Origin of the sequence: Mycobacterium sp. (assembly GCF_035640695.1) — a bacterium.
GTDB lineage: Bacteria > Actinomycetota > Actinomycetes > Mycobacteriales > Mycobacteriaceae > Mycobacterium.
In genome coordinates, this window is sequence record NZ_DASQVQ010000033.1 from 1 (window position 1) to 26,190 (window position 26,190).

The 26,190-nt window shown below is 65.1% G+C and carries 23 protein-coding genes and 4 pseudogenes; 14 read left to right on the forward strand and 13 right to left on the reverse strand.

The window, feature by feature from the left end:
• Positions 1 to 396 (forward strand): annotated as a pseudogene (locus VE759_RS03840) (hypothetical protein); the annotation flags it as partial.
• A gap of 275 nt (positions 397 to 671) precedes the next feature.
• On the opposite strand, the gene VE759_RS03845 reads toward VE759_RS03840, so the two are convergent.
• Positions 672 to 2,249 (reverse strand): FMN-binding glutamate synthase family protein, encoded by a 1,578-nt coding sequence (locus VE759_RS03845; protein WP_324928398.1) that lies wholly within the window; start codon positions 2,247 to 2,249, stop codon positions 672 to 674.
• 175 nt (positions 2,250 to 2,424) lie between these two features.
• Between VE759_RS03845 and VE759_RS03850 the strand changes: the two genes are divergently transcribed.
• The 3 genes and pseudogenes from VE759_RS03850 to VE759_RS03860 all read left to right on the forward strand — a co-directional run bounded on the left by VE759_RS03850 (position 2,425) and on the right by VE759_RS03860 (position 3,718).
• Positions 2,425 to 2,637 carry a hypothetical protein gene (locus VE759_RS03850; protein ID WP_324928443.1) on the forward strand — a complete coding sequence of 71 codons (213 nt, stop codon included), beginning with the start codon at positions 2,425 to 2,427 and terminating at the stop codon, positions 2,635 to 2,637.
• Positions 2,553 to 2,785, forward strand: a pseudogene (locus tag VE759_RS03855) (hydrolase); the annotation flags it as partial. The gene VE759_RS03850 and the pseudogene VE759_RS03855, both read left to right, overlap by 85 nt.
• 123 nt (positions 2,786 to 2,908) lie before the next feature.
• A complete protein-coding gene (locus VE759_RS03860) occupies positions 2,909 to 3,718 on the forward strand; it encodes a hypothetical protein (protein WP_324928400.1) in 810 nt (269 codons plus the stop codon).
• A gap of 224 nt (positions 3,719 to 3,942) precedes the next feature.
• Here VE759_RS03860 and VE759_RS03865 read toward each other — a convergent pair.
• From VE759_RS03865 to VE759_RS03880, 4 genes and pseudogenes are all read right to left on the reverse strand, one after another.
• Positions 3,943 to 4,134 (reverse strand): annotated as a pseudogene (locus VE759_RS03865) (sigma factor-like helix-turn-helix DNA-binding protein); the annotation flags it as partial.
• A gap of 112 nt (positions 4,135 to 4,246) precedes the next feature.
• Positions 4,247 to 4,999 carry a GntR family transcriptional regulator gene (locus VE759_RS03870; protein ID WP_324928404.1) on the reverse strand — a complete coding sequence of 251 codons (753 nt, stop codon included), beginning with the start codon at positions 4,997 to 4,999 and terminating at the stop codon, positions 4,247 to 4,249.
• Positions 5,000 to 5,180: 181 nt separating this feature from the next.
• A complete protein-coding gene (locus VE759_RS03875; RefSeq protein WP_324928406.1) occupies positions 5,181 to 7,226 on the reverse strand; it encodes a VWD domain-containing protein in 2,046 nt (681 codons plus the stop codon).
• Complete coding sequence (locus VE759_RS03880; RefSeq protein ID WP_324928408.1) at positions 7,223 to 7,795, reverse strand: hypothetical protein; 573 nt, start codon at positions 7,793 to 7,795, stop codon at positions 7,223 to 7,225. The genes VE759_RS03875 and VE759_RS03880 overlap by 4 nt, the downstream gene beginning before the upstream one ends.
• Before the next feature lie 625 nt (positions 7,796 to 8,420).
• Between VE759_RS03880 and VE759_RS03885 the strand changes: the two genes are divergently transcribed.
• From VE759_RS03885 to VE759_RS03900, 4 genes are all read left to right on the forward strand, one after another.
• On the forward strand, positions 8,421 to 11,228 hold the full coding sequence (locus tag VE759_RS03885; protein ID WP_414687827.1) for a helix-turn-helix transcriptional regulator: 2,808 nt from the start codon (positions 8,421 to 8,423) through the stop codon (positions 11,226 to 11,228).
• A gap of 10 nt (positions 11,229 to 11,238) precedes the next feature.
• Positions 11,239 to 11,526, forward strand: a complete 288-nt coding sequence (locus tag VE759_RS03890) for a hypothetical protein (protein ID WP_324928412.1) — start codon at positions 11,239 to 11,241, stop codon at positions 11,524 to 11,526.
• 235 nt (positions 11,527 to 11,761) lie between these two features.
• Positions 11,762 to 12,022, forward strand: coding sequence for a hypothetical protein (locus VE759_RS03895; RefSeq protein WP_324928415.1), 261 nt, complete (start codon positions 11,762 to 11,764; stop codon positions 12,020 to 12,022).
• A 59-nt stretch (positions 12,023 to 12,081) separates the two neighbouring features.
• A complete protein-coding gene (locus VE759_RS03900) occupies positions 12,082 to 12,348 on the forward strand; it encodes a WhiB family transcriptional regulator (RefSeq protein WP_324928417.1) in 267 nt (88 codons plus the stop codon).
• Between the two features lie 249 nt (positions 12,349 to 12,597).
• On the opposite strand, the gene VE759_RS03905 is transcribed toward VE759_RS03900, so the two are convergent.
• Positions 12,598 to 13,413, reverse strand: a complete 816-nt coding sequence (locus VE759_RS03905) for a rhomboid-like protein (RefSeq protein WP_324928418.1) — start codon at positions 13,411 to 13,413, stop codon at positions 12,598 to 12,600.
• Positions 13,414 to 14,080: 667 nt separating this feature from the next.
• Between VE759_RS03905 and VE759_RS03910 the strand changes: the two genes are divergently transcribed.
• Positions 14,081 to 15,127, forward strand: a complete 1,047-nt coding sequence (locus tag VE759_RS03910; protein WP_324928420.1) for a hypothetical protein — start codon at positions 14,081 to 14,083, stop codon at positions 15,125 to 15,127.
• On the opposite strand, the gene VE759_RS03915 is transcribed toward VE759_RS03910, so the two are convergent.
• Positions 15,078 to 15,401, reverse strand: coding sequence for a WS/DGAT domain-containing protein (locus VE759_RS03915; RefSeq protein WP_324928422.1), 324 nt, complete (start codon positions 15,399 to 15,401; stop codon positions 15,078 to 15,080). The two genes, VE759_RS03910 and VE759_RS03915, sit on opposite strands and share 50 nt — an antisense overlap.
• Positions 15,402 to 15,607: 206 nt before the next feature.
• Here VE759_RS03915 and VE759_RS03920 point away from each other — a divergent pair, with 206 nt between their 5' ends.
• The 4 genes from VE759_RS03920 (at position 15,608) to VE759_RS03935 (ending at position 19,749) form a co-directional block, all read left to right on the forward strand.
• Complete coding sequence (locus VE759_RS03920) at positions 15,608 to 17,182, forward strand: LCP family protein (protein WP_414687828.1); 1,575 nt, start codon at positions 15,608 to 15,610, stop codon at positions 17,180 to 17,182.
• A 188-nt stretch (positions 17,183 to 17,370) separates the two neighbouring features.
• Positions 17,371 to 17,778 carry a TA system antitoxin ParD family protein gene (locus VE759_RS03925; protein WP_324928426.1) on the forward strand — a complete coding sequence of 136 codons (408 nt, stop codon included), beginning with the start codon at positions 17,371 to 17,373 and terminating at the stop codon, positions 17,776 to 17,778.
• A 12-nt stretch (positions 17,779 to 17,790) separates the two neighbouring features.
• Positions 17,791 to 18,369 (forward strand): zeta toxin family protein, encoded by a 579-nt coding sequence (locus tag VE759_RS03930; protein ID WP_324928428.1) that lies wholly within the window; start codon positions 17,791 to 17,793, stop codon positions 18,367 to 18,369.
• A gap of 177 nt (positions 18,370 to 18,546) precedes the next feature.
• Entirely contained in the window at positions 18,547 to 19,749 is a 1,203-nt protein-coding gene (locus tag VE759_RS03935; protein ID WP_324928430.1) for a L,D-transpeptidase, read from the forward strand.
• A gap of 643 nt (positions 19,750 to 20,392) precedes the next feature.
• Here the strand turns inward: VE759_RS03935 and VE759_RS03940 are convergent.
• The 3 genes and pseudogenes from VE759_RS03940 to VE759_RS03950 all read right to left on the reverse strand — a co-directional run.
• Positions 20,393 to 20,614, reverse strand: a complete 222-nt coding sequence (locus tag VE759_RS03940) for a hypothetical protein (protein ID WP_324928432.1) — start codon at positions 20,612 to 20,614, stop codon at positions 20,393 to 20,395.
• Between the two features lie 174 nt (positions 20,615 to 20,788).
• Entirely contained in the window at positions 20,789 to 22,114 is a 1,326-nt protein-coding gene (locus VE759_RS03945; protein WP_324928433.1) for a hypothetical protein, read from the reverse strand.
• 281 nt (positions 22,115 to 22,395) lie between these two features.
• Positions 22,396 to 22,650, reverse strand: a pseudogene (locus VE759_RS03950) (YceI family protein); the annotation flags it as partial.
• A 498-nt stretch (positions 22,651 to 23,148) separates the two neighbouring features.
• Here VE759_RS03950 and VE759_RS03955 point away from each other — a divergent pair.
• Positions 23,149 to 23,667 (forward strand): hypothetical protein, encoded by a 519-nt coding sequence (locus tag VE759_RS03955; protein ID WP_324928435.1) that lies wholly within the window; start codon positions 23,149 to 23,151, stop codon positions 23,665 to 23,667.
• Positions 23,668 to 23,710: 43 nt separating this feature from the next.
• Here VE759_RS03955 and VE759_RS03960 read toward each other — a convergent pair whose 3' ends face one another.
• The 3 genes from VE759_RS03960 to VE759_RS03970 form a co-directional block, all read right to left on the reverse strand.
• Positions 23,711 to 24,736, reverse strand: coding sequence for an NADP-dependent oxidoreductase (locus VE759_RS03960; RefSeq protein WP_324928437.1), 1,026 nt, complete (start codon positions 24,734 to 24,736; stop codon positions 23,711 to 23,713).
• Positions 24,737 to 24,739: 3 nt separating this feature from the next.
• Positions 24,740 to 25,726 (reverse strand): LLM class F420-dependent oxidoreductase, encoded by a 987-nt coding sequence (locus tag VE759_RS03965; protein WP_324928439.1) that lies wholly within the window; start codon positions 25,724 to 25,726, stop codon positions 24,740 to 24,742.
• On the reverse strand, positions 25,723 to 26,190 hold a 468-nt coding region (locus tag VE759_RS03970), incomplete at its 5' end, for an acyl-CoA dehydrogenase family protein (protein ID WP_324928441.1). The genes VE759_RS03965 and VE759_RS03970, both read right to left, overlap by 4 nt.

A 26,190-nucleotide genomic window follows, 5' to 3' on the forward strand; every position in this document is an offset into this window, starting at 1 on the left:
TGGGGTGGCACGATACCGGCGACAACTGAGACCGACCAGCGGTTGGCGATCAATGCGTATCGCTCCAAGCGGGGGATGTCCCAGAAAACGCGGATGAACCTGGTGGCCGTGACCTTCGCCCGAGCCGCACGGGTCGAGCCGTACTTGGATAACTGGCCGGATTTGCGCCGCGCCCTGCTGTTCGGCCCTCTCGCACCGAGTTGTTTCCGGCTCGAGGGCCCGGATGCACTGCCCGATGCGCCGGTCCGGTTCGCGCGCGAGGCGGCGGCCTTCGGTGCGATCACGTCTAACGAGCTGACTGAGCGCGAACGGAGGTACTGGTCGCTCGTGGAAACTGCAGCCCCTGGCCCGGCCGGGAGTGATGGAGCAGCCGCGGTGATCGATAAGAGCCGCTGACTCACGTGTTCTGGTGGAGCTGCCCGTGGAGCTGCCGATGGAGCTGCCGGGAATCGAACCCGCGACCGAAATCCCACTGACCTAAAGCGGATGGAAACCGTGGCGGCACGCGCATGTGTCGGCGTCGGCCGGCCGCGATTGCCGTTGCGGCGCCATCGATCCAGCCGATGACGACCAACTCTGCAACTATGTCCCCGTCCTTTTCATTGGGGCCCGCGTGCGCCGATGGGGTTTCGTCGACACGGTTGCGCCGTCGGACGGCCTATTAGCTCCGCTCAGCCGGCAGCGGACGGGCGAGACGGCGCCGAGCCGCCTTGCGGCTCGCGGACGGTCATTGACCGGATGATCTGCTCGCGGTCAGCCGCCGACGGGAGGCCCATGCCCGGCTTGTACCCGTATACCTCGTGCAACGGCGTGGAACCGGTGCGGCCGCCAAGGATGTCAATCGATTCGGTACTGATCAGGCCGGGATGCTCCACCCCGCACGCCTCGGCCACTTTGGCCAGGTCGCGGCGCAGCGTCTTTATATAGTTCGCGACCCGCACGGCCTTGACGTCCGGCACGACGCCGCGGGCCAACCACGCATTCTGGGTGGCGACGCCGGTGGGACACGTGTCGGTATGGCACTTCATAGCCTGGACGCATCCGATCGCGAGCATCGCTTCTCGCGCAACATTAATCATGTCGCAGCCGAGGGCGAAGCCGACCACCGCGTTGTCGGGCAGACCGAGCTTGCCGGCGCCGATGAAGGCTATCTGCTCATGCAGGCCCTGCTCGGCGAAGATTCGGTACACCCGGGCGAAGCCGAGTTGGAAGGGCAGCGAAACGGTGTCCGTGAAGATCAGTGGCGCCGCGCCCGTGCCTCCCTCGCCGCCATCGATGGTCACGAAGTCGACCCCCCGTCCCGTCTCCCGCATGAGATCGGTGAGCTCATACCAGAAGTCCAAATCACCGACTGCCGACTTGATTCCCACCGGAAGACCCGTTTCGGCGGCGAGCAGTTCCACCCAGTCGAGCAGGCTGTCGGTGTCGGAGAACTCGGCGTGCCGCGTCGGGCTGACGCAGTCGCATCCCTCACGAACCCCACGAGCGGCGGCGATTTCGGCAGACACCTTGGGGGCGGGCAACAGGCCGCCGAGGTTCGGCTTGGCGCCCTGGCTGAGCTTGACCTCTAGCGCCCGCACCGGCGCGCCGGCCACCACGTCCTTGAGCTTGTCCAGGTCGAAGCGCCCCTGGGCGTCGCGGCAGCCGAAGTAGGCGGTACCGATCTGGAAAATTAGTTCGCCGCCGTGCCGGTGATAGCGCGAAATTCCGCCTTCACCGGTGTTGTGGAGACAGTCGGCCAGCGCGGCACCCCGGTTGAGGGCCTCGATGGCGTTCCCGGACAGCGAGCCGAAACTCATCGCGGAGATGTTGACCACGGATTTCGGCCGGAATGCCCCCGGCCGGCCCCGTGCGGCACCGATCACCTTGGCGCACGGCAACTTGACCTCGCGCGCGGCCATCGGCGCCGACGGCGGCACCGCCCGACCGAAGGTGCGATGCTTGATTATCGGATAGCCAGTCGTGTACTCCACGTCGTTATCGGTGCCGAAGCCGAAGTAGTTGTTGTCCTTCTTCGCCGAGGCGTACACCCACCGACGCTGGTCGCGGGTGAACGGACGCTCCTCGTTGTCCGCGGCGACGATGTACTGCCGCAGCTCGGGGCCGACAGCTTCGATTAGGTACCGACCGTGCCCGATCAGGGGGAAGTTGCGCAGTATCGCGTGCTTGCGTTGTAAGAGGTCACGCACGATGACAGCCGCCACTGTCGACGTGGCCGCGGCGGCGAGACCACGAACGGTCCTGCTCATGCCGTCAGTGTTTCCGCGCGGCGGCGGCCCGAAACCGACGCGAAACACTCTGGTGCACTCCCTCGGGGCAGCCACGGAGAGCGTGCGATCGCCATGATGCAGCGGCTGCAATGAAGCTGTCACGACGCCGCTGGCACCGAATTGCTGAAGGACATTTCAGGAGAACGTTCTGGCGGTGTGGGCGGACAGCCTCACCGCGGTGCTCGACGACCTCGGGAGTCCCGAAGCGGTTCTCGTCGCGCCGACCGCCGCGTTCGCGACAGGGGCGCTGTTCGCGGCTACACATCCGTCCCGCACCACCGCGCTCGCGCCGGGTTGCATACCGGTGAGTGCGAGATTCGCGGCGATGACATCGGTGGGATCGCAGTGCACATCGGCGTGCGCGTGAGCGCGCTAGCGGGCCGAACGACGTGCTCGTGTCGAGCACGCTGCGCGACCTCGTGATCGGATCAGGGCTCGAATTCGAAGACCGTGGCGCACACCAGCTCAAGGGCGTGCCCGGCGAATGGCGCCTCTTCGCCGTCGCCTCTCCGTAGCGCTGGGTTTCGGCGAAATTCATTCCGCCTGCCGTAAGCGTTTGCGCATACGGTGGCTCCGATTACGTGAAGAACACTTTGTCTGGAACTGCAATCCCGCTATCGCGGACGCGGGGTTCCCAAATGCAGAAACGCGACGTCGAAGTTGGTTCCCCAAACGTAGGATCGCTGACCGGACCGTCGAATGCTGAACAGGGGCAGTCAATGAGCTCAGAAGTGACCAAACATACGCACGAACTGACCCGTAGCACGCGCCAAGGTGGCTTCTTGCGGGTGTGGATGGTGGTCGTGGCGTTCGCGGTTGTCGGCACGGCGGTCTCGGTGGTTCTGCATTTTCAGCGCTACGGCGTGCTCAACATCGGACAGCTTTTGCTAGCGCTGTTCCTTTGGATCAATGTGCTGGTCACTTTCTTGGAGATCTCGCTGTACCTGCAGATCAAGCTGATCAAGGAGCAGTACGCCAAGTTCCTGCCGGCCTATCGGGGCCGCGAGTTCGACCGCCTCGTAGAGTTCGTCACAGCGCCGATCCGATGGTCGGACGTACCGCGTCCCCGCAGGTGGGCCGAGGGGTGGGCGACCTACGCGCTGTTTGATGACGCATACGCGAACCAGAAAGCCTTCGGCTTCTGGGTAGACACAGGCAACGGGTTTTCGACGCTTATCCCATCAGTGGTGTTCATCTGCGGCTTGACCTATGACTTCATACCTGCGCAATGGCTGGGTATCGTCGGAGTGGCCCTGTTCTGGCAGAAGTTCTACGGAACCGTCATTTACTTCTGGGCCTATGTACACAACAAGCAATATGCAGGCCACGCCAAGCGCGACGTCGTGTTCGTCGTCCTGTTGAACGCATTGTGGTTCCTTGGTCCGGCCTGGGGCCTTGTCGTCAGCATCAGCATGATCGCATCCGGCGGCTCCGAGCTCGTCCGCTGAAGAGGCGCGGCAGATCGCCGCGGCGCAGGACCGCCGGGCTTGCAGTTGTGTTGATGGGGGCGTTTCCTCAACGACCAGGCGGAAAAGAGTTCCTCCGCCATCGGATTGCGCACTACCAAGTGCGATGCCGCCGACCCAACCTCGCCCGCCGGTTGGGGATACCTAGTTCGCAGCTGACGACGACCGTCAGCGCCGCGTCAACGTCAGCAGCAAGCGATTTACCTTCACGGATGTGAACGCGTACCCAGAGTCCGCTCGATCACAGTGAGTCGCAAAGTGTGCAGAGCATAGTGCAGCCGGGACTTTACGACGGGCTCGGTGACGTCCAGATCGGCGGCGATTTGGCCCGTGGTCCATCCCAGGTAGTACGACTTATGAATCACCTCACGATGCGACGGGTGCAACTGATTCAAGGCTTCACTGACCCATACGCGATCGAACAGCTTGTCCAGCTCGTTGGCTCGAGACGGGTCGATCCGTCCGAGCCGACCGACGTCAGAGTCCGCGGTCATGAAGTGGACGCGGCTTTCATAACGAAGTGTCCGTCGTCAGAGGCGCGCCACCCGGCGTCGCCGTGCGCGCGGCGCGCGAAGCGCGGCGGGCGTGCAGCCCGGTCCATGGATCCGTGCTGCCGCCGGACGCGGCCTGATTCTCCAGCAGATAGGTGAGGATGAAGTCGTGGGACGTGGCCAGGTGCTCCCGGGTAAGGCGGGCGGCCAACGCAGCATCACCGCTTTCGACTGCGGTGAGGATGCCCAGATGTTCGGATACCAGGTGCTCGGTCTGACCGACCACCTCAAGATGGACATACAGATAGCGGTCGGTGAGACCTCGCAACCGTTCGACGAGCTCGATCATCAGCGGACGGTTCGCGTGCTTATAGACCGCTGCGTGAAACTCGGTGTTGGCGGCCAGCCAAGTTCGGGTATCGGCGTGCGCTTCCATGATTTCGAGCTGCTTGCGCATTGTGAGCAGATCTGCGCGGCCGACATTCGGTACAGCGATTTGAGTGGCCAGCGGCTCGATCGCCTCGCGTAATTCGTAGAGTTCCTGCAGCTCGGCGACCGATATCCCGGTCACCACGGCGGTCGCGTTAGACGTGGGCTGCACGAGTCCCTCGCCGGCGAGGATTTGCAGTGCATCGCGCACCGGAATGCGGCTCACCCCGAACCGCTCGGCAATGCTCTGCTGAGAAAGTCTCGAGCCTGGGGCGATGTCGCCCTGCAGGATTTCTGACCGGAGCTGCGAAGCCACCCGGACCGCGGCATCTCCGTATGCCATCCCGCCTCCTTGTATACGATCTAGAGACATCGTATACGCCACTGCCCTTCACGTCGACCGGGCAGGTCGTGGAATTGCAGGGCGAGGCAGCCTGGCTTGACTTGTAGAGCAGTGGCAAGACGTACACGAGGTTCGGGCTTAATCAGCGAGCGGCGTCTTCTCGACACGCTCGAAGGGGAAGTCAGGAAGTCGCGGTGAACAGGTAGTCGGCGTCGTTGCCGACGGCGTCGATCCTCACGTCGTACTGACCGGGCGCGAGGCTCAGTGGCCCGATCGCACTGCAGCCGTCCATGATGCCGCGGTCGTTCAGTGCCCCGGTGGCGTCGACGACAGACCAGGTGAAGCCACTTACCTGGGTGCAGGCGCCGCCGGTTGTGAACGTCCACTGCTGCCCCGGTGCGACGGTGAAGCGGTAGTAATGGCGCGTGCCCGCGGCCACGTGGCCCGCGTTCGACGTCACAAGATTCAGGGCGCGATGGACGTCGCCGGGTGTGGCTTGCCATGCGATCCGGTACTGACCCTCACCGTTGATCGCCAGCCGGTACCTGCCGTCGATCGCGAACGCGACGCGTCCCAGGTCGGTACAACCGTCGACGACGCCGAGGGGGTCGGCGACCTGACCGCTGATCGGCTGGACTGTGTACGTGATGTTCTTTCCGGTTGGCGTGCAGACACTTCGGATGTTGGCGACGTCGCCTGCCTTCGCGGTGAACTCGTAGCTGACCGGTTGGACGCTACGCACGGCGCCGCTCACCGCGAGCCCGGACCCGAAACCCTTGGCGTTGAGCGGCTCACCGGCCGCTGCGGTGACGGTGCTCTCGCGCGACACCTGCGCAGCCGTCTGCGCCAGCGCCGGATTGCCGGTGACGGACACGTCGAAGACACACGCCGCCAGTATCGCGTCGCCGATGACCCTGGCGGAGTTGCACACCGAGCGCGCCTGGTCGCTCACCGCAGGGGAGAACTGCGGTTGCGCACTCGGGAATTTGCGGTCGGTGAATGTGTCCGTCGACTGTCCCGGTCCGTATTCGAACAGGCTGTCGCCCTGGGTGATTCGCCACGCATCGCCGAACTGCGATCGGGTGACGTCGTCGGGTGAGTCCACCGGCACGACCTTGCCGTCCGGGCGGGTCAGATCGTCGGCCGGGTCGCCGTTGAACGTACCGAACAGACCGCGCGGTTGGGTGCTCTTCGCCGCATCGGACGGCTCGAAAGAGACGCGCAGACCCCAGAAGCCCGACTCGTCGACGTCCAACTCTGAACCGTCGGTCCATCGCACCGTGTAGGCGCTGCCGACGAAGTTCTCGGCCGCCGCCGCGGTCGCGATCGTCATGCCACCACCCAGGTCTTTCTCTGAATCCTCGTCCACCGTCGCGGTCTCGTTCTTCGAGCCGTGCGTGATCGTCAGCCTGCCGTTGTCGAGGACGAATGCGATCCGCTGATTCCCGTTGCCGGCCGCGGCGCCGGTCACCATTGACGCATACGCCGAGTTGGGCACGGGCGCCGTTCGAAGCTGAACTCTGGGCACCGCAGCATCGTTGGACGTGAACGCCGTGAACTCGCCCACTTGCTGAAGGTCGTAAATCAATCCGTCGGTGGTGGTGATGTGCGGATCGCCGAAAGCGCTGTTGGTCTGCTTATTGGGCGGCTTCTGCTTCTGTTGCTGCTTCTGCTTGCACTCGTCGAAAGAGTCGGATCCGAACGGCTTTCCGTGATAAGTTGTGCGCATCTGCTTCTCGCCCAATGCTTTTCGCAGCTTGTTCTGCGCCTCCATGGCTCGCCACTCGGCGTTGGCGATACCATTGCATTTCTCGTCGAGGGTTGAGTCGGGTATGCCGTCCTGGTCGTCGGCGGCGTGCTGCAGTTCGTGATAGAGGGTCTCACACGGACTGGAGCTGACACCGTCGAGGACTACGGTGCGATTGGGATCCCAGTAGATGACGATGGGGTCGCCCGGTCCGTCGGGACGGTGGGTTTTGGTGCCCGTCCCGTTTACCGGCACTGTCACCTTCACGACCTTCACGACCGGGCTATTCGGGTCGTTGACGCGACTCCAGACGCCCGCTGGGTCGGTCGTCGTAAACAGTTCGCCGCATTGGTCGAGACCTGCGGCCGTGCCTGCGCCGGCGTCGATGGCTGCACGAGCGGTGGGCGGAGCGGACACGACGCCGGCGAGGCCGGCGACCGCGATACACGCAGCGACTGCGGTCGCCGCGAGCCGCCTCACGGTTGCACCCCGAACTCGACAGTCGAGGACGTACTTGGGACCGCGCACATGTCGGTGATGCCTGCTACCTGCGCAGGTCGCGCCGTAATGCGGTACGACCCGGGCTGGTCAAGCGGCCAGCTTGTCGTGCGGCCTTCGTCCGACGGAGTCTGCAACGAAGCCACGAGTGTCGGCGGACTGTTCGGGACTGTCTCGATGTCGAGCGGCACCGTCAGCGACTGCCCTGGCGGAACGCTCTGCAGGTTGTCCGCGACGACCGCCGACAAACCGTTGTAGTAGGAGTCAGTCCCGCCTTTGGCGATCACCGCTTGGCTGTCGCGGGTGACTGACAGGACCTCTACCGCTCCCGTCGCCGACGACGGCAGCTTGCAAGGCCGGCCGCCGTTATTGCGCAGCACCATGTCGATCTTCGGGGCGGTTCCTCTCGGGTACTGCGGCTGCGCGGTCTGCAGCGAGACTCCGACCGCGGCAGGCGCCGGCGCGCTAAGCGCGGGCTTCGTTGCCTCGCTGCCGTCGCAGGCGGACAACATCATTGTCGCCGCAACCACCGTGGCTACAAACAAGCGCATGAGGCACCTCCTTGCCGATGACGCTAGGAGACTGGCACCCAAGATTCGCGAGTATCACGCTACGCGTTTCCGACGTTCGGGCCATCGATCACCGAGACCGGATTCGACTGGGGATCGATCACCCGGCCGGAGCAATAATTCTGTGCTGTAATTCTTGGCGGATAATCCCTGAATGGCGTGGCTGCGCGCGCAGTTTCAACCAGCACACCACCAGCGCTTTGACACTGCAGAGCGGCCGCGTACCCGGCCCAGCGGGTCGACGCGCACCTCCCAACACTCGACACCGGGTGGCAGCGGGTGCGAAGACGTTCAACCGACGGACGCCGGGCAAGGCGGCATATTCCGGTACCACGACGAGTTTGTAGACGACGTTGGGGCATTCCTCGCGTCCTGAAGCCAGGGATCCGAACAGAAGGGCCGCATTTCTGCGGAGCTGCCGGGAATCAACCCGCTGCAAGAAACGACTTGACCTGCGAAAAGGCGGCAGGGGGAGCGGATTCGAAGCGGGAGAGTGTTGCGGCACCGGCCGACCAGGTCCGCGCGAGCTCGCCAGATCGAGAGGCTCAGCGAAGGCCGCTTAGAACGTGTGGTCGACCCGGATGCGTGTGGCGTTGATTTAGCTGCGATGATTGCCGTCGTGGCCGGCGGTGTGGGCAACCGGTCGGTCGAGAACCGAGCGGTAGCTGATTTCCTGATCGCGGCGGGTGTGCAACCGTCGGTCTTGGTCATTGACGGCGAGGCGGGCATCGGCAAGACCACGCTGTGGTTGGCCGCGATTGAGCAGGCGCGTGAGCGCGGGTTTCGGGTGCTCTCGGCGAGGGCCGGGCAGGCCGAGTCGATATTGGCTTACGCGGCGGTGGCCGATCTGCTGGGCGATGTCGAATCAGCTGTTCTGACAGCACTTCCCGACGTGCAGCGCGTTGCGCTGGAACGGGTTCTGTTGTGGGCTGACGGAGGTGGCCCCGCCACCGACCAGCGGGTAGTGGCGGCGGCATTCCTGTCCGTTGTCGAGGCCCTCGCGGTGGACACCCCGGTGTTGGTGGCTATCGACGATGTGCAATGGCTGGATTCGTCGAGCAAAAGCGTGGTCGCCTTCGCCACACGGCGGCTACGAGGACGGGTGGGGGTGCTGCTTACCGAGCGAACTGATCCGGACATCGACAACACGGTGTGGCTGCAGCTGAGCAGGCCCGACGGCGTTGTGCGGATTCGGGTGCGTCCGTTGACCATTGGCGGACTACACGCACTGTTCTTGGAGAAACTAGGTCGGTCGTTTCCTCGGCCCACGATGGTGCGCATCGCCGAGTTCTCCGGCGGCAACCCGTTTTACGCACTCGAACTGGCGCGCGCGATGGGCGGTCGGTCACCGGAGTCCGAGGGGGCGTTGCCCGCCACGTTGGCCGGGCTGGTGCGTGCCCGGATCGGACGCCTGGAAGACGATGCCCGGGACGTGTTGCTGGCCGCAGCATGTACGGCCGACCCGACGGTGGATCTGCTGGCACAGGCCACCGGCACCGGCGTCGATCGGACGATCGAGCTGCTGGAAGAGCCCGAGAGTCACGACATCATCAGGATTGACGGCAATCGGGTGCTGTTTTCCCACCCGCTGCTAGCGAGAAGTGTTTATGCGGACGCCGGTCCGGCCCGCCGCCGCAAGATGCATCGGGCGCTGGCCGACATTGTGACCCTGCCCGAGCTGAAAGCCAGGCACCTCGGGCTAGCCACCACTCGCGCGGATCCGGCGACACTTCGGGCTCTTGACGAAGCCGCCGATGCGGCGCTGGCTCGCGGAGCGCCCGCTGCCGCGGCGGAGTTGATCGAGTTGGCCATCGGGCTCGGTGGTGACACGTCATCGCGCCGGATACGGGCGGCCCAGCACCGTTTCCGGGCCGGCGATACCGAGCGAGCCCAAGCGGTGCTCGCGCCGACGATTGACAGGATGACGCCCGGCCCGGTTCGGGCGATCGCGTTCGACTTGCTCGCCGGAATGCGTATCTACGACAACAGCTTCCTGCAGGCCGCCGATCGACTGAAGGCTGCGCTCGACGACGCCAAAGGCAATCCTGTGGTGCTGGTACAGACTCTGCTTATGTTGTCGTTTGTTCAATTCGACGTCGACGAGTACGGCGAATCATTGCGACACGCGCGCCAAGCAGTGACGGTTGCCGACGGACTCAACCATCCGACGCTGACCAGTCAGGCGCTCGCGATGTGGGTACGGGTGAGCTTCACGTACGGACAAGGGTTCGACGAACGCGATCTAAGGCGCGCGCTCGAACTGGAAGACCCCGACATCGACGTGCCAATTCCGTTCCGCGCCAGCGCCATCAATGCCCTGATACTGGCCTGCACGGGTCGGATCGAGGAGGCCCGCGCACAGATGGATGCCACACGGCAGCGCTGCGTCGAACGCGGCGCCGAGGGCGACATAGTCGCCGTTGCCGGATATAGGGCATGGATCGATATCTGGCAGGGACGCTTCAGCGATGCCGCAGACGTTGCCAACGACGCCGTGGAGCGAGCCGAGCAGCTGGGCGGTGACCATGTGCTCGTGATTCCGTTGAGCGTGCGGGCAGCGGTCGCCGCCTACACCGGGCGCGAGCGCGACGCCCGCGCCGACGCTCATGAAGCCATGAAAACCGTCCAGCGAGGCGGCTCGCCCCGGCTGCCGGGTTACTGGCCGACCATGACGTTGGGATTTCTGGAAGTTTCGCTTGGTCGCTACGCCGAGGCGCTGACCACCTTGCAGCCGGTCCTATCCATCTTCAACACCATTCCCGGCACCGAGATCCTCACCGCCTGGCACATCCCGGACGCGGTCGAGGCGATGGTCGCGCTCGGTCGCTTCGAGGACGCCGAACCGCTGATCGAAGCGCTGGAACGCAACGGTAGCCAGCTCGACCGGGCCTGGATGCTGGCCGTCGGCGCGCGCTGCCGCAGCATGTGGCTGGCCGCCCGGGGTGACGTCATGGCCGCCGAACACGTCGCCCACCAAGCGATGACCGAGCACCAGCGGCTACCGATGCCTTTCGAACGCGCCCGTACCCAGCTGCTGCTCGGCCAAATACAGCGTCGGCAGCGCAGAAAAGAGGCCGCCGCGGCGACCCTGCACGAGGCGTTGCGCGCATTCGAAGGCATGGGAACCCCGCTTTGGGCCGAACGCACCCGTGCCGAGCTCCCGCGCACCAAAGTCAGCCCCGCCCGGGACCGCGGGCTCACACCCACCGAACGGCGGGTGGCCGAACTTGCGGCCTCCGGCATGACCAACCGCGACGTCGCCGCCGCCTTATTCATCAGCCCCAAGACCGTCGAACACAACCTGGGCCGCGTCTACCGCAAACTCGGCATCCACTCACGCGCAGAACTCGGGCAGTGGATAAGGCAACTTGACGTTAGGGAAACACCCGATTCGCCAGGTGCAGCGGACCACTAGTGTCCATTCAGTGGGGAGCGCAGCGCCGCAGGTTGCGTGCTATCTCGCAGAATGGTACCGGCCAGAGGTCACTCAGCAGCCGCTCGACGACACTGTCGCCAAACTCGACGCCGTCGCAGCCACGATGCGTGTGGAGGGCTCACCGGTGAAACTGCTGGTCACACTGGCAGTGCCCACCGACGAGGTCATCTACGGCGTCTTTGCCGCATGCTCGCCAGACATCGTCGTCCAGGCGTGCCGGCGCGCTGGCATCCCTCTCGAGCGGCTTAGCTCCGATGTCGCGGCTCAGATCACCTGAGTAGCGTGGGATGGAGGGCTGCGGTTTGCCACGAGCTTAGGGAAACCCCCGATTCCTCACTAGCGGCTTCCTGCAAAACTTGGTACGTTCAGCAAACCGAGCGGCCGTAACGGTCGCCGACCGGGGAGGAGCCATGGTCCTACTGCAACAGCCCCTCGATCCGACCGCGACGCATCCGACACACCGATGGCCCACCCGACCACCGGCAACAGCCGATTGGCCGACTTCTGGTGCAATGAACGACAGCTACTCGATCATTGAGGATGAGGAAGGCCCCGCTCATCCCCGGATCAGTGCCGTGAATGCGTCCGACGTGGAGATAGCGGGGGCGTTTCAACCACCGCAACGGCCGTATTGGTTGCTCTATGTGACCCCAACGCTGGCCGCCATCGCTGGGATTGAGTTTCGTCACGACCCCCTGCCGTTGTGTAGCCGGGAAGAAGCCAGGCAGTGGGTGAATCTGGTAGCCGAGCTGTATGTGAAAGCGGCATCGTGACACAAACACCGAGGAGCTCGACTGACAACCCAGCCCAGTGTTCGGCGGCCGAAGTCCGGATGGCCTGGGTGTCCAAGGCCCGCTGTCGCGCCACCGATCCCGATAAGCTGTTCGTGCGCGGCGCCGCGCAGCGCCAAGCCGCGGTGATCTGCCGGCATTGTCCGGTGATCCTCGAGTGCGGCGCCGACGCGCTGGACAACCGGGTCGAGTTCGGCGTCTGGGGCGGTATGACTGAGCGGCAGCGCCGCGCCCTGCTCAAGCAGCACCCCGAGGTGGTGTCGTGGGCCGACTTCTTCGCCACCCAGCGAAAACACCGCAGCGCCTGATAGCCCGGCGAGGCACCGACACGCGTCCCGATTCACGCATGGTTGCCGCGCTCGCGCCGTTTGGGCTCGACTTAGCGACATTAAGTGACGCGTACACGGCTGCCGCTCGCCGGGACGAACCGATTTTGTCGACGATGCCGCCGTAGCCGGACTCTACGACGCGCATCAAGTTGCCGCTTGAGGCGATCGGCACATACGCCAAGTCTCCGATGGCGCGGAACAGACCGATCGGGAGTGCGGCCAATGCGATTACGCGTTTATCGGTTGGATTCGGGCGGCCTCCGGCTCGTGGATTCGCCAACGTCTCCATTGCCGCGCGATCCCGTGCGCGGCCAGCGCGATCAACGCCGCGGCCACGCCGATAATCGGGGTCGTCATCGGCGACGACCCGGCGAGCATCAGGTAGCCGAACACGACACTGACCGCCAACAGCACTAATTGCGTTGGCGTCCAACGCGTAGCGGCGGGGAATCGCGTGGCCAGCAGCATCCCCAATGTCAGGGCGAGTGCGTGGCCGATGGCGGTGAAGTCCTGCCCGGGCGCGGCGATCAACACGCCAATGGCCAACCACCAGCCGATCCACACGGGTCGCAGGCGCGGCGGTATCGCGGCTGCCAGGGCGCCCAGGACAGCCGCGGCGCCATAGCTCACCCCGACGTCGCTGGCGAGCCCGACCGACTTCGGCAGCCAGCCCACATCGGTCGCCACGGCCAGCCATACAGCGACAATCAGCGTAGCGCCGACGTGACCGAGCGCGAATGCCATGACCAGACGCCTACCCCGCCAAAACCACTCCGCCAACGCCAGCAAGCACACCAGTCCGGGCAGCCGGACGTAGATCTGACCGCCGTCGGTGACGAACGCGCTGCCGACCAATGTGCCGAGATGGCCTCGCTGCAGGTTGTACAAATTGGTGCTCATGTGAGCGATGACGCTCTGCTGCACCTGCGGACCGAGCATCGATAGCGTGCCCGCAACCGCCATCAACACCACCGCGTAGGCCGCCGTGACACGCAACCGAACCAGCCCGGTGAACATGCGCGACATCAGTACCGGCTGCCCCATGCGAGCACCCGCCGGCGCATGCGGATGGCGGAGGACTAGTGCCGGCATACCGAGAACAACGCGGGCAAGGCGATTTCGCAACCCGCTTCGCGCGGGAGGTGATGCTAGCCACACCGCGCGGCGTCAGCGGGTGCGAGTCCACCACTACCAGGGTCGCTGACACATCAGGACAGGGCGGTGGATAACTATTGGCAGTACGACCTGCGCGAGCGGTCACGATGCCCGCGATCTTGTCAGTCGGCCGCGGGCTTCCGGACTGTCGACGGCATCTCCTGAAGGCGAGCGTATTCCGTTATGCCAGCGGCCGTGATCGCGCAAACAACGCTCGGGCGCCCATTAGCCCCAGGACGTTTGACGATGTGGCCGTCGTAGACACGCACCCATTCGAGCAACGCCGACGCCAGGAGATCAGCGGATGCTTTCCAAAGACTGTCGTAATCACCCACACTCACGACAAGTGCTGGTGAAAACGCTCTCAGAAGTTAGGGGGCCGATGATCGGCGAACCGATACCGAAACTCTCCAACGGCTGCCCGTGCGTGTCCATACGATGGTCGCGGGCAAGGCGCAGTATTGGGATCGGCCAACTTAGAGAGGGACGGCGTCGCATGGGTGCCTGGCATCTGCAGGACTTGACTACCGAAGCGGGAGCCTCACCGACTCCGGCCGTGAAACCGGCGGCCTATGTGTTCAAAGCCCAGGGCACCCAGCACGTGGTGTACACCGACGGCAACGACGGCCATGTTCACGAGCTTTGGTGGGACACCAGCGGCTGGCACCACAACGATTTAACCGCCGCTACAGGCGCACCGAACTTCGGAGCTCCACCAGCAGCCTATGTTTTCGACCTGCAAGGCACCCAGCACGTCGTTTACGCAGGGTTCAACCCCGGCCCCTCCCCGACGCTGCCCCTCCAGGAACTTTGGTGGGACAGCACGGGCTGGCACCGCAACGATCTCTCCGCCACTAGCGGCGCGCCCTACGCGGCGAGCCGCCCGGCCGGTTACGTGTTCGACGCCCAAGGCACCCAGCACGTGGTGTACTTCGGCGCGAACGATGCACATGTACATGAGATGTGGTGGGATCTCGACGGCTGGCACCACAACGACCTGACTGCCGCCACGGGGGCGCCTGAACCCGCCGCCGGCGGCGGCCCGGTCGGCTACGTATTCGATGCTCATCAAACACAGCATGTTTTCTACGTCGACTCCGCCGACGAGCACGTCCACGAACTGTGGTGGGACGACAGCGGCTGGCACCACGACGACCTGACCGCGGCCACGGGCGCACCCAACCCCTACTTTCTGGGCGTGTCGGCCTATACGTTCGACGCTCAGGGCACCCAGCATGTCGTCTACAGCGGCGTCGACAAGCATGTCCACGAACTGTGGTGGGACCACAACGGCTGGCACCACAGCGATCTCAGCGCCGTCACCGGCGCGCCCGCGGCAACGCAGTCCGCACCGTCTGGGTACGTCTTCGATGCCCAACGCACCCAGCATGTCGCCTACGTCGGAGCGGACAGCCATGTGCACGAGCTGTGGTGGCACACCAGCGGCTGGCACCACTACGACCTCAGTGCAGTCACTGGTGCCCCAGCCGCGGACGCCGCCTATGACCGCGGCCCCGCCGGCTACGCCTACGAGGCGCAGCGCACGCAGCACGTCATCTACGTCGGCTCGGATGCCCACATTTACGAATTGTGGTGGGGCTGAAGTCCTTCGACTTCGGCGCGGCACCGAAGCCAGGTGACAGGTCATGTTGGTAATCTGAGTACGCGAAACAACGCGAAATAACGTCGAGCAATCCCTTGAGTGCGGTCTCGAACTCGTCGGCCAGACGCCACACATCGGACACGAGTTCCCGGCATGCGATGATGCCGATGTCGAGCTTGCCGGTGAGCGATCGCCGTGATGTGAGGCCTGTGCCGTGAAAGACCGACCCAAGCGGGTACATCGCATAAACACAGCCAAGGAAGTAGAGCGGCACCAGCGGCCGTGCCGACGGATCCGCAGCATCGGAGCCCGGCCGGGGTCGCTCATCCCCGGCCGGAGATGCGAGGCTGATTAAACGTTCGATGGCCGGGCAATTCTGTGAGCGTTATGACGCAGGTAGACGGGAGCGGGGAAGGCGGCGTTGTCGCGACGCGACCACGCCATCTTCTGGACCGTCGTGCGGCAAGGAGCCGGATAGTGATGGTCGCGAGGGTGAGCGCGGCCGTGGGCTCGGCGGTGGTCGTGGCAGCCACGGCGCTCGGGTGGATCGCCCACCGCGACGCGTTGAGCGGTATCACCACGTCCCAGGCGCTGTCCCAGGTGCTCGGCGATGCACCGGTGGGCACCGGCGGCGATCAAAACATCCTCATTATGGGGGTGGACAGCCGCCGGGATCAGCAGGGTCGCCCGCTGCCGGCCGACATCTATGGCGCGTTGCACGCCGGCGATGAAACCACCGGCGACTATGACGCCGACGTGCTCATCGTGGTACGCATGCCGGCTGACGGCGGCCCCGTCACGGCGGTCTCCGTTCCCCGCGACGACTACGTCGATCTCGCCGGCTGCCCCGGGTCTGAGTGCGAGGGCAAGGTCAAGCATGCCTACAGCCTGGCCTATCACCGCGTGCTTGACGGCGGCGGAGCCGACACTCACGCGCGATCGCATCCGGCAACAAACGAGGTAAACGACCCGACAGCGCTCGAACAACCGGCGCGGGAGGCTGGCCGGCAGGCAGAGATTCAAACGGTGCGCGCTCTGCTCGACATCCCGATCGACCACTTCGTCGAGATCACCCTGGCGGCCTTCCTGCAGATCGCAAGGGTCATCCAGCCCATCACGGTGTGCCTGAACAACGACACGTCAGACAGCTACTCCGGGGCCAACTTCCACAAGGGCGTCCAGCAGATCGACGCAGCCCAAGCGATGGCATTTGTACGGCAGCGCCGCGACATCAACGACGAGTCGTTCACCGACCTGGACCGCACCCGCCGCCAACAGGCCTTTATCGCCTCGCTGCTAAATGCGCTGGGCCACAGCGGGGCGTTCACGAATCCCACCGCGTTGAACCGTCTGCTGGACGTCGCCAAACAAAACGTCGCGGTGGACGCCGGATGGGACCTGCAGGGTTTGATGCGCCATACGTCGGCCCTTACCGACAGGCCGCCCGTGCTTTACACATTGCCAGTCAGTGAATTTCGCCAACTGCCTGACGGTGAAGACGTCAACATGATCGATGTATCCACGATCCGTGCCACCGTGCACACGGTGTTGGCAGCCGGTTCCTCTCCCGCGTCCGCTTCCACTGCGAACGCGGACGCGCTGGCGCAGCGCGGAACCGATTCGCAGACAGGCACACCGAATATGGTGCTCAACGTGATCAATGCCGCCGGCCGGGACGGTGTCGCTGCGATCGCCGAAAACCGCTTCGCGACAGGAAAGTTCGTGCCCGGTTCGGTGACCACTGCCGACTCAATCAGTCCGACGAGCGCCATCGAATATGGGCCCGGTGCGGAGTCGGCCGCCAACGCGCTCGCTGGCGAACTTAACCTCACCGCCAACCCATCAAGCACGGTCGCCGCCGACAATGTGCAGCTGACGATCGGCGCCGACATCAGCCGCAACGACTACCTCCAAAACCGCTCCACCAAAAGTTCGGCGACTACTACCACGACTACCACGTCAACGGTCGCCACCGTGGCGGCAACGGGGACGCAAGGACCAGCACCCACCGATCTCACCCGCATGACCGCTGACGGCATCCCATGCGTGAGATGACTGTCGGCACCGTCAAAGGCCGGTCACCCTATCGGATAGCGGCTACCGCTGCGATAGCGCAGTCCGCGTTTGTGTGAGGGAACCGACCACTCGCGCGTAACGCCGACGGGCTACCGGAAATTGAGCGTGGGGCTTTTAGTAGCATTTTGCTACAATCTGTAGCAGAAGGCTACATGAGGAGCCGCGCCATGCCCGAAGCTGTCGACCGCGTCACCCGCGTTGCCGCCGACCTGGTGGCCAGCGCGGCGGCCGAGGGTGCCCGCCAGAGCCGTTCGGCCAAGCAGCAGCTCGACCACTGGGCCCGCGTGGGGCGGGCGGTGTCGGCCCAGCAGACGGCTTCCCGGCGCCGGGTGGAAGCCGCCCTCGCCGGGCATCTGCCGATGACCGAGCTGACCCTCGAGGAGGGCGTGGTGTTCAACGCCGAGATCTCGGCCGCCATCGAGGAGAACCTGTCGCGAACACATTACGGCGACGTGCTCGCCGCGCAAGGCATCACCACGGTGGCGCTCAACGACGCCGGGGACGTCGTCGAGCACCGGCCGGATGGCACCGCGGTGGTGCTGGCGAAAAACGGCGAGCCTCAAGGGCATCGGTAGCTCGGCCGCCCGGTGAGACGACTTGACCTGGTCGTCGGACCCAACGGCGCCGGCAAGTCCACCTTCGTCGCCCTGACGCTGGCGCCGCTGCTGCCCGGCAGCGTGGTCGTCAACGCCGACGAGATCGCCAGTCAGCGCTGGCCCGACGACCCCGTGTCGCACGCCTACGACGCCGCGCGGGTCGCCGCCGCCACCCGGGAGAAGCTGATCGTGCTGGGCCGGCCGTTCATCGCCGAGACGGTGTTCTCGCACCCGTCGAAGCTCGGCCTCATCCACGCCGCCAGGGCGGCGGGCTACACCGTCGTCCTGCACGTGCTGCTGGTGCCGGAGGACCTGGCCGTCGAACGCGTCAAACACCGGGTGGCCGCCGGCGGGCATGACGTGCCGGAGACCAAGATCCGTGAGCGCCACCGCAGACTGTGGGAGTTCGTCGCCGCCGCCATCGCCGCATGCGACACCGCGACCGTTTACGACAACAGCCGGCTCACCGGCCCGCGTATCGTCGCCCAGTTCAGCGGCGGCGGCGTCATCGGCCGCACATCGTGGCCGGCGTGGACACCGCAGCCGCTGAAATCGCGCTGGCCGAATTGATCTCGCGCCTGCACGCCGAGCGGTGTCGGCCGGGCCCGGCTAGCATCGGTTACGCGTGCACCGCCGGCGGGCATGTCCCCCGTGAGTGCCGGCTAACGTTCGCCGACCAACGCTGGAGACTCCCCCTTGACCGCGAATGCCTACGTTCGTGCGCTCGGCCTTGCCGCAGCTGTGGTGATGAGCGCAGCGCTCGTGAGCGGGTCGAGCGCGCTGCTGCTGCGCTGTCCCGCCGGCTGCACAAAGACGGTGGGCGGCCAGGTGGCGGCGCCCCCGCCGGCGCCGGCCATCGTGACGATCACGCCGCCGCCGGATGCGCGCGACGTCGATCCGCTCGCAGCGGTGTCGGTGACCGCCGCCTTGGGAAAGCTGACCGACGTGGCGTTGGTCAACGACGCGGGCACGCCCGTCGCCGGCATCATGACGCCCGACAATTCAGCATGGAAGCCCGCCGTCCCGCTCGGCTACGGGCGCACCTACACGCTCACCGCCGCCAGCCGCGGAATCGGCGGCGTGCCGTCCACGCGGGTATCCACCTTTACGACGCTCACCCCGAGCAATCAGACCAAGGTGTATCTGAACACCACCGCGGGCGCGGCGCTGCAGGACGGCGGGACATACGGCGTCGGAACGGTGATCGTGGCGCACTTCGATGAGCCCATCGGCGACCGCGCCGCCGCTGAGCGCCGGATGACCATCACCACCTCGCCGGCTGTACTGGGCTCCTGGTACTGGGTGGACGACCACAACGCGCACTGGCGCCCGGAACACTATTTCGCGCCTGGCACCACGGTGACCGTCGCGGCGAAGCTCTACGGCGCACAGCTGGGCGGCGGCCTCTACGGGCAAGAAGACAGCCAGGTGTCGTTTCGGATCGGTGACGCGCACTTGTCCATCGCCGATGACACCACCAAACAGGTCAGCGTGTTCGACAACGGCGCGCTGGTCCGCACGATGCCGACCTCGATGGGCATGGGCGGCACCCAGGAAATCGCCGGTCGGACACTGTCGTTCTGGACACCGCCGGGCGTCTACACCGTGCTGGACAAGGGAAACCCGGTGATCATGGACTCCTCCACCTTCGGGCTGCCGATCAACTCCCGCCTGGGCTACCGAGAGACCATCAAATACGCCACCCGCATCAGCACCGACGGCATCTACCTGCACCAGCTCGACGCCACGGTGTGGGCGCAGGGCAACACCGACACGTCACACGGTTGCCTGAACCTCAACGCCGACAACGCCGCCTGGTTCTTCAACTTCTCGATGCCCGGCGACGTCGTCGAGATCCGCAACACCGGCGGGCCGCCGCTGCAGATCGACCAAAACGGCGACTGGACCGTCCCCTGGGACCAATGGCGCAAGGGCAGCGCCCTGAGTTAGCCGCCAGCGTCGCCGTGGCTCTAGCCGAGGTTGTTCGGTTTAGACGCCTGATGAATGGCTAACCCGTACTCATAACGAGGGGTAGGAGCGCCGAGCGCGCACTTATTCGGGAGCGTGATCACGTATGGCCATGGCTACTACTGATATGAGCTGCGACGACGGTGACTACGACATATGGATAACCACCATCACCGAAGTGTCGACGCGCCTCGACGCCCTACAGACAGCCGTAACCGAGCTCTGCCACCTATGCGAGAGCGAGGACGTCCACAGCGAACAAGTCCTCGAAGTGCTTGACAGGCACGGCGTCATAACCAAGCCCGCTCATGGGCGGTCGGTCGCCGCATACGCGTAGTGCATCAGTTGCTGCGCCCGGAGCCCGCAGGGGGTCTGGCCTGGTCAAAAGCAGGTCAAAAGCAGTGCACCCATCAAGATCACATCGGTCAATTCAGGGGTGCACGCTCGACCGCGTAGACCTCATCAACGATCGCGGTCGGGCGTCCAAACCGAGCGGCTCGTAAAGCAAGCTGCGTGCCCCCCGCTCACCCCCTTTCGGGGGATTCCCTTTCGACTCCTTGGACGGTGGAGTTGTGCTATGAGCGTTGCGTCGCTGAGCCACGATCTGTACGGGTTCGCCATCGAGTTACGCCAGTTGGCCTATACCATGCCCGGCGGGCAGGAAGACCCGCTCATCCGACTGAGCGAGCGGATGGCCCGCCACGCCCAGAATCAGGCCGCCGAGGTAGCGCCAGCGCCTGTGCTTGGCGTTGCCGACGAGCACCACCATGCGGCTGCCGGCAGGATTGCCCGGTCCTAATAACCGCATGTAGCTCTTCAACTCAACAATGCAGATCCGCACCTCCATGCGCTGCAAAGCTAGGCACGACGATGCGTTCCCCATCAGAATGAATCGAAGGTGGCAGTTGCACTCTTACCTCGCTGCCGTCGGTGATAAAACAGCCGGTTGCCAATCCAGCGATGGGCGTGAAACCGGGATACGTCGGATGACCGACCATCGATCCCCGGTCAGCCGGCTGCTCTAGGCGGCGTTGTCGAGAAGATATCCGGCGCCTAATTGCCCCGGACGAACCAAGCGTGATGCCGGCGGACAGACCCGCGGACGGACCGCAACCAATGACCCCGAACTGACGACACCTAACGGCCCGGGACGGGCGAAGCGCGCGATGCCCGACACGCGTAACGCGATCGCTGCTTTGGCCTGGCAGTATCCGATGCGCACCCCGGCTGCGGTGAGGACCAGAAGCCCGACGACGCCTGGCAGAGCGACAACAGCAAGCGCCGAGAGTGAAGCGGCTGGCAGGAGTTCCTTCAAGGGTTGCCGGAAAAACGACTGCACAACCATTGGAACGGCGCCATTGGACGCGAGCCGTACCTTCCCAAGCAGCGACAACTCTTGAACCACGTCGGTCGTCCCCCCGAGCGATGCAACCCCGGCTGCGTTGCCGGCCAACAGCGTGCGCGGGGTAGGAACGTGTGGTAGGACCACCGGCAATTGAGATGCCACCGGTGGGGCCGCGAGCAGGGACACATCCGCCCCTGCCGGCGGCCCAGCACCGCCGACACCGCCCAATCCCTCCACTGTTGGCCCCGCCCCGGCGATGCCGAACAAGGAGGAAAGGTCGAACTGGACGACCACACCGGCTACCGAGGTGAGCATGTCCTGGACCGCCGCGATCATGTCAGAAGCTGACGTGACCATGTTCGGAACCGACGCGACGAAAGTCGCGACCGGCGCGACCACGTCCGGAACCCACGCGACCACAGTTGCGACCGGCGCGACCACGTCCGGAACCCACGCAACCACAGTCGTAACGGGCACGACCGCGTCCGCAACCCACGCGACCGCAGTCGTAGCGGATGCGACCACCTCGGCAACCGGCGCGACCGCAGTCGTAGCGGGTGCGACCACGTCCCCACCCGGCGCGACCGCAGTCGTAGCGGGTGCGACCACGTCCGCAACCGGCGCGACCGCGTCCGGAACCGACGCGACCACAGTCGTGACCGGGGCGACCACGTCCGGAACCGACGCGACCTGATTGGGAACCGCGGCGATGGGGCCCGAGTCTTTCTTCTCGTCCTTGGTGTCGGCGCCGGCAGGCTCCGTCTTCGGGGTTTTAGCGCCGGTGGACGGCTGCTCGCCTGGTTTCCGGCCCGAGCCAAACGTGCTCGTTACGCCCTGAACTGTCTTTCTCAGAGTCTCAGTGAGGCTGCCGGGCAGCCTGCTCGCCGTACTGCCGGCCGGGCTACTGCCGTGGCTCGACCGGGCGGCACCATCATCGCTGTGCGCGGTGGAAACGCTGGAATCGGGATCGGCCACGGCGACCGCGCCCCCGGTGCTACCCAAGAGGAGGCCGGTAGCGAGCAGCCCAGCACTACCCGCGAAGCGCAAATACGACGGAATCACAATCGCACACCCCCGGGCCTAAGGGCTTCCTCAGCAATCGCATTGTCCCACGATCCGACCATCGCGTATGCCAATATGGGCGTCCCGAATGGCGCCGAGCGAACTTGACCGCTCTAGGCCATTCGAGCCGGAGTTGTGGCGCCGCCGGTAACTGTCGCCGAACGTGACGCTGGTGCCACACTCGTTGCCGAGCGTGTCGCCAGCGTCACGGTGAAGGATGGTCAGGCCTGGTTGAGGGCCTCGATATCCAGGGTGATCGTCACCTTGTCGCTGGCGACGGCGCCGCCGGTCTCCAGCGGAATGCCAATGTCAATGCCGAAGTCGTTGCACGACCGACGGGGCTGGAAGCGGGCCGCCTCACCGTCGCCCATGCCGGTTGGCCCGCACACCGGTCGACCGGAACTTCACAGTGGGTACTTTTCGACCTCGAAGAAATCGGCAGACGCGATGTGGGCGTCGCGCTGCTCGTTGCCGGTAGGTCGCTGCTGCAATGCTCATGTCATCGCCTCCTCCCAACGCCTCACCGGGGACAAACTGAACTTCGGTCCGAGTTCCACAATGTGGTGAATGACCTGACTCGCTTTCGGCCGCGCCGCGTTTGAGTTCGGAGGTATTTGAGGTACGTGAAACGACGCAGTCCCACCGACGGAGTCCGCGGTGGGCCGTTTAATGGCGCGACTTGCGTCATCGGTGATACTTAGCCTGATCGCCATGGCGAGGAGGGACAAGCACGTGCTAAGGCATGACCCGACCGGTGGCTCAATCAGCTGATCCCCGACCGCTCGCGCGGTACAGCAATCAGCCGAGAGGCGCTGCGCGGCTCGGGGCGTATACGGGTCGCGGAATTTGAGAGGTAGACGCACCGTCGGTGTGCTTGGGTGAAAATCAGGTGACCGATGAGTGATCCAAGGGAACCACGAGTGCCTAGTCCACGCCCGCACCGACGAGTGGACAGCCGGGCGTGGCAGACCGGCTTGCGGATCGGCAAGGTGGCCGTCCCCATCCTGACCGCAGCTGTTGTAGCCGCCATCAGTCTGGCGGGCGTAATACATATTCCGTTGGGGTGGATTGCGTTGCTCGTGGTGACGCTTGCTTTGGTGGAATATGCCGCGGTGGAGGCGTTACGCACAAGCGACCAAACAAGACAGATTTATTTGTTGTGGTGTGCTCTCGGGGCGGCGATTTCGATCCCTATCGGCCTTTGGTCGTACCACCAGTGGGGTGATCCGCAAATCCGCGCACGCCCGGTATACGCGATGGTTGTCAATGGTGGTGGAGCCAAGGTGTGGTATCAGTCCGATCTGCCCGGGGAGCCTTACCGGTTGTCCCTTGGGTCAATCGCGGGCGGCTGGATCATCCAGGTTGATTGCTTCGGCGTCGCGCGGGATGGAACACATTGGTATCGAGTCAGCGGCCCGGGAAACGGTTTCCTGCCAACTGATGCGGTCCGGCCCGCCTACGGCGTCGACGGATCAAAAATTCCGGCTTGCTGAATTACCCCGGAAGCCAACGGCTTTGTAGATCTGACCTGCAGGTTCACTCCGTCTCGACCCCAGTGTCGAGCGCGAGAACCAGTTTGCCGGTGTTATCACCGCGGAACAACGCCAGCAGGACCTCGGGGAAGTCGCCGACGTCGCCGTGGATGACCTGCTCACGCGAACGCAACTCACCACTGCGCAGCCAATTCGCCAGCTGCACAATGGCTTCGCCATATCGGTCGGCGTAGTCGAATATCACGAAGCCGGTCATCGAGGCCCGTGCGACCAGCAGCTGCATGTAGTTGGCCGGCCCATGGAGCTGGCCGGTGGCGTTGTACTGCGAGATGGCCCCGCATAGTACGACGCGTGCGCCACGCGCCAGCCGCGACAGTGCAGCCTCCAGGGCCTCTCCCCCGGTGTTGTCAAAGAAAACGTCAATGCCGTTGGGGGCGTGTCTCTTTAGCTGCACACGCAGATCGCCGGCTTTGTAGTCGATAGCGGCATCGAATCCGAGCTCTGCTACCAGCCAGCGGCACTTGTCCTCGCCGCCGGCGATGCCGATCGCCCGGCAACCGTTGATCCGCGCAATCTGCCCGGCGATGCTGCCCACCGAACCGGCGGCTCCGGAGACGACGACGGTCTGACCCTGCTGCGGCCGACCAACATCGAGTAGCCCGAAGTAGGCAGTCAGCCCGCTGATGCCGAGGGCGCCGAGATGTACCGGGGCAGGCGCGAGGGTGGTGTCGACCCGAGTCACGCCGCCACCGTCGGAAAGTGCGTAGCGCTGCACCCCGAACATGCCATACACTTCGTCGCCGGCCGCGAAATCGGGGTGACGCGAGTCGATGACGCGCCCGATGCCGCCAGCTCGCATCACCTCGCCGATCTCGACTGGCGGCACGTACGACCGACCCGCGTTCATCCACGTCCGCATCGCCGGATCGATCGACAGGTACTCGACTCGCACGAGGAACTCGCCGTCCGCCGGACTCCCAGCGGGCTCGTCGATGACCTCCCAATCCGAGGGCTTAGGCAGGCCGATTGGACGGGCGGCCGGACGGCACACAGTGTTGACAAGCGTCATGATTCACATCTCCCGAATCGAGCTAACCGCGGTGGTCACCGCGTGGAGGGTCGCCCGGGACCCCGGGTCTTGGGCTGTGGAGGGCACGACCGCGACGCAGTCGGCGCCGGCTTCGCGGTAGGCGCGCAGCTGTGCCGCGACTCGATCAACGGTGCCCAACGCACACACACGATCGAGCAGTTCGACGGGGACGGCGGCCGCCAGTTCGCGGCGAGTTGCGCCGGTCCGGGCCCTACGGACTAGGTCGTCGAAACCCAGCGCGCTGAACATTTCACCGTAGCCGGGCGGGCCGAGATACACGGCCAGTTGAGCTGCAATTTGTGCGTGCGCGGCATCACCCGGGTTGAGGGCGACGGGCACCCACACGGTGAGGCGCGGCGCGGCGCGGCCTGCCATCGCGGCTGCGGTGTCGATTGCCACACGAACCTCCGCGACGCGGGCCGGCGAAGCTAGATTGAGCACGACCTCATCGGCGTGTTGCGCAGCCACCCGAATCATGCCAAGTCCGAACGCCCCCAACGCAATTCGCGTGTGGGGTCGCGCGCCGCGCAGTCGAAAACCGCGGCTGTTGACGTGCCGGCCGAAGTACTCGACGCGTGCGCCGGTCAATATCGACCGCAGGCATTCGATGGTTTCGCGCATGACCGACACGTGGTGCGCCCATTGACGGTCATGCCAGCCGATCACGATCGCCGGACTGGAGGCTCCCAATGCGATGTCAACCCGGCTGCCGGTGAGGGATGCGACCGAACTTAGACCCAGCGCCAGTGCCACCGGGCTGCGAACGCCGACGGCCAGCGGTCCGATCTTCAGGGTCATTCCGGGCGCGCGGAGCCCAACCGCGGTCGCGAGCGCGAACGCGTCGTAGGTGGCCATTTCGCCAATCCACACTGCATCGACACCCATGTCCGACGCCGCCAGCGCGACATCCATTGCCTCGTGGTCCGGCCGGTCAAGCCAGAACGGTAGGGCGACTTCGATACCGGTCACAGCATCGACACGTCGGCAGGCTGATCGAGCAGAACGCGGCCGGGCAACTCGCGCGACGCCTCGTTGACCTGGAAGTGGGCGGTGGCGGTGTATGCGTCGCGGAAGCGACGCTGCAGAGGTGCGCCGTCGTAGATGGCGCTGCCACCCGCCAGGTCATACATGTTGCGCACAACGTCGGCCGAGGTTCGCACCGCGTGCGTGGCCGCCAGACGCAGCCGGTTGCGCATCGCCAGCGGCACTGGGTCAGCATCGTGGCTGGCCTGCCAGGCCGCGTCGATTGCCTCGTAGTAGAGCGCGCGAGCGGCGCCCAGCGCCGCCTCGGCCATTGCCACGGCCGCTTGGGTCGCCGGACGTTCAGCCAGAGTGCGCGTCGACCCCAGCCCTTTCTTGCCGCCGGCCAGGTCGACGAGGTCGTCGATCGCGGCCCGCGCATTGCCCAACGCGGCTGCGCCGATCGACAACGC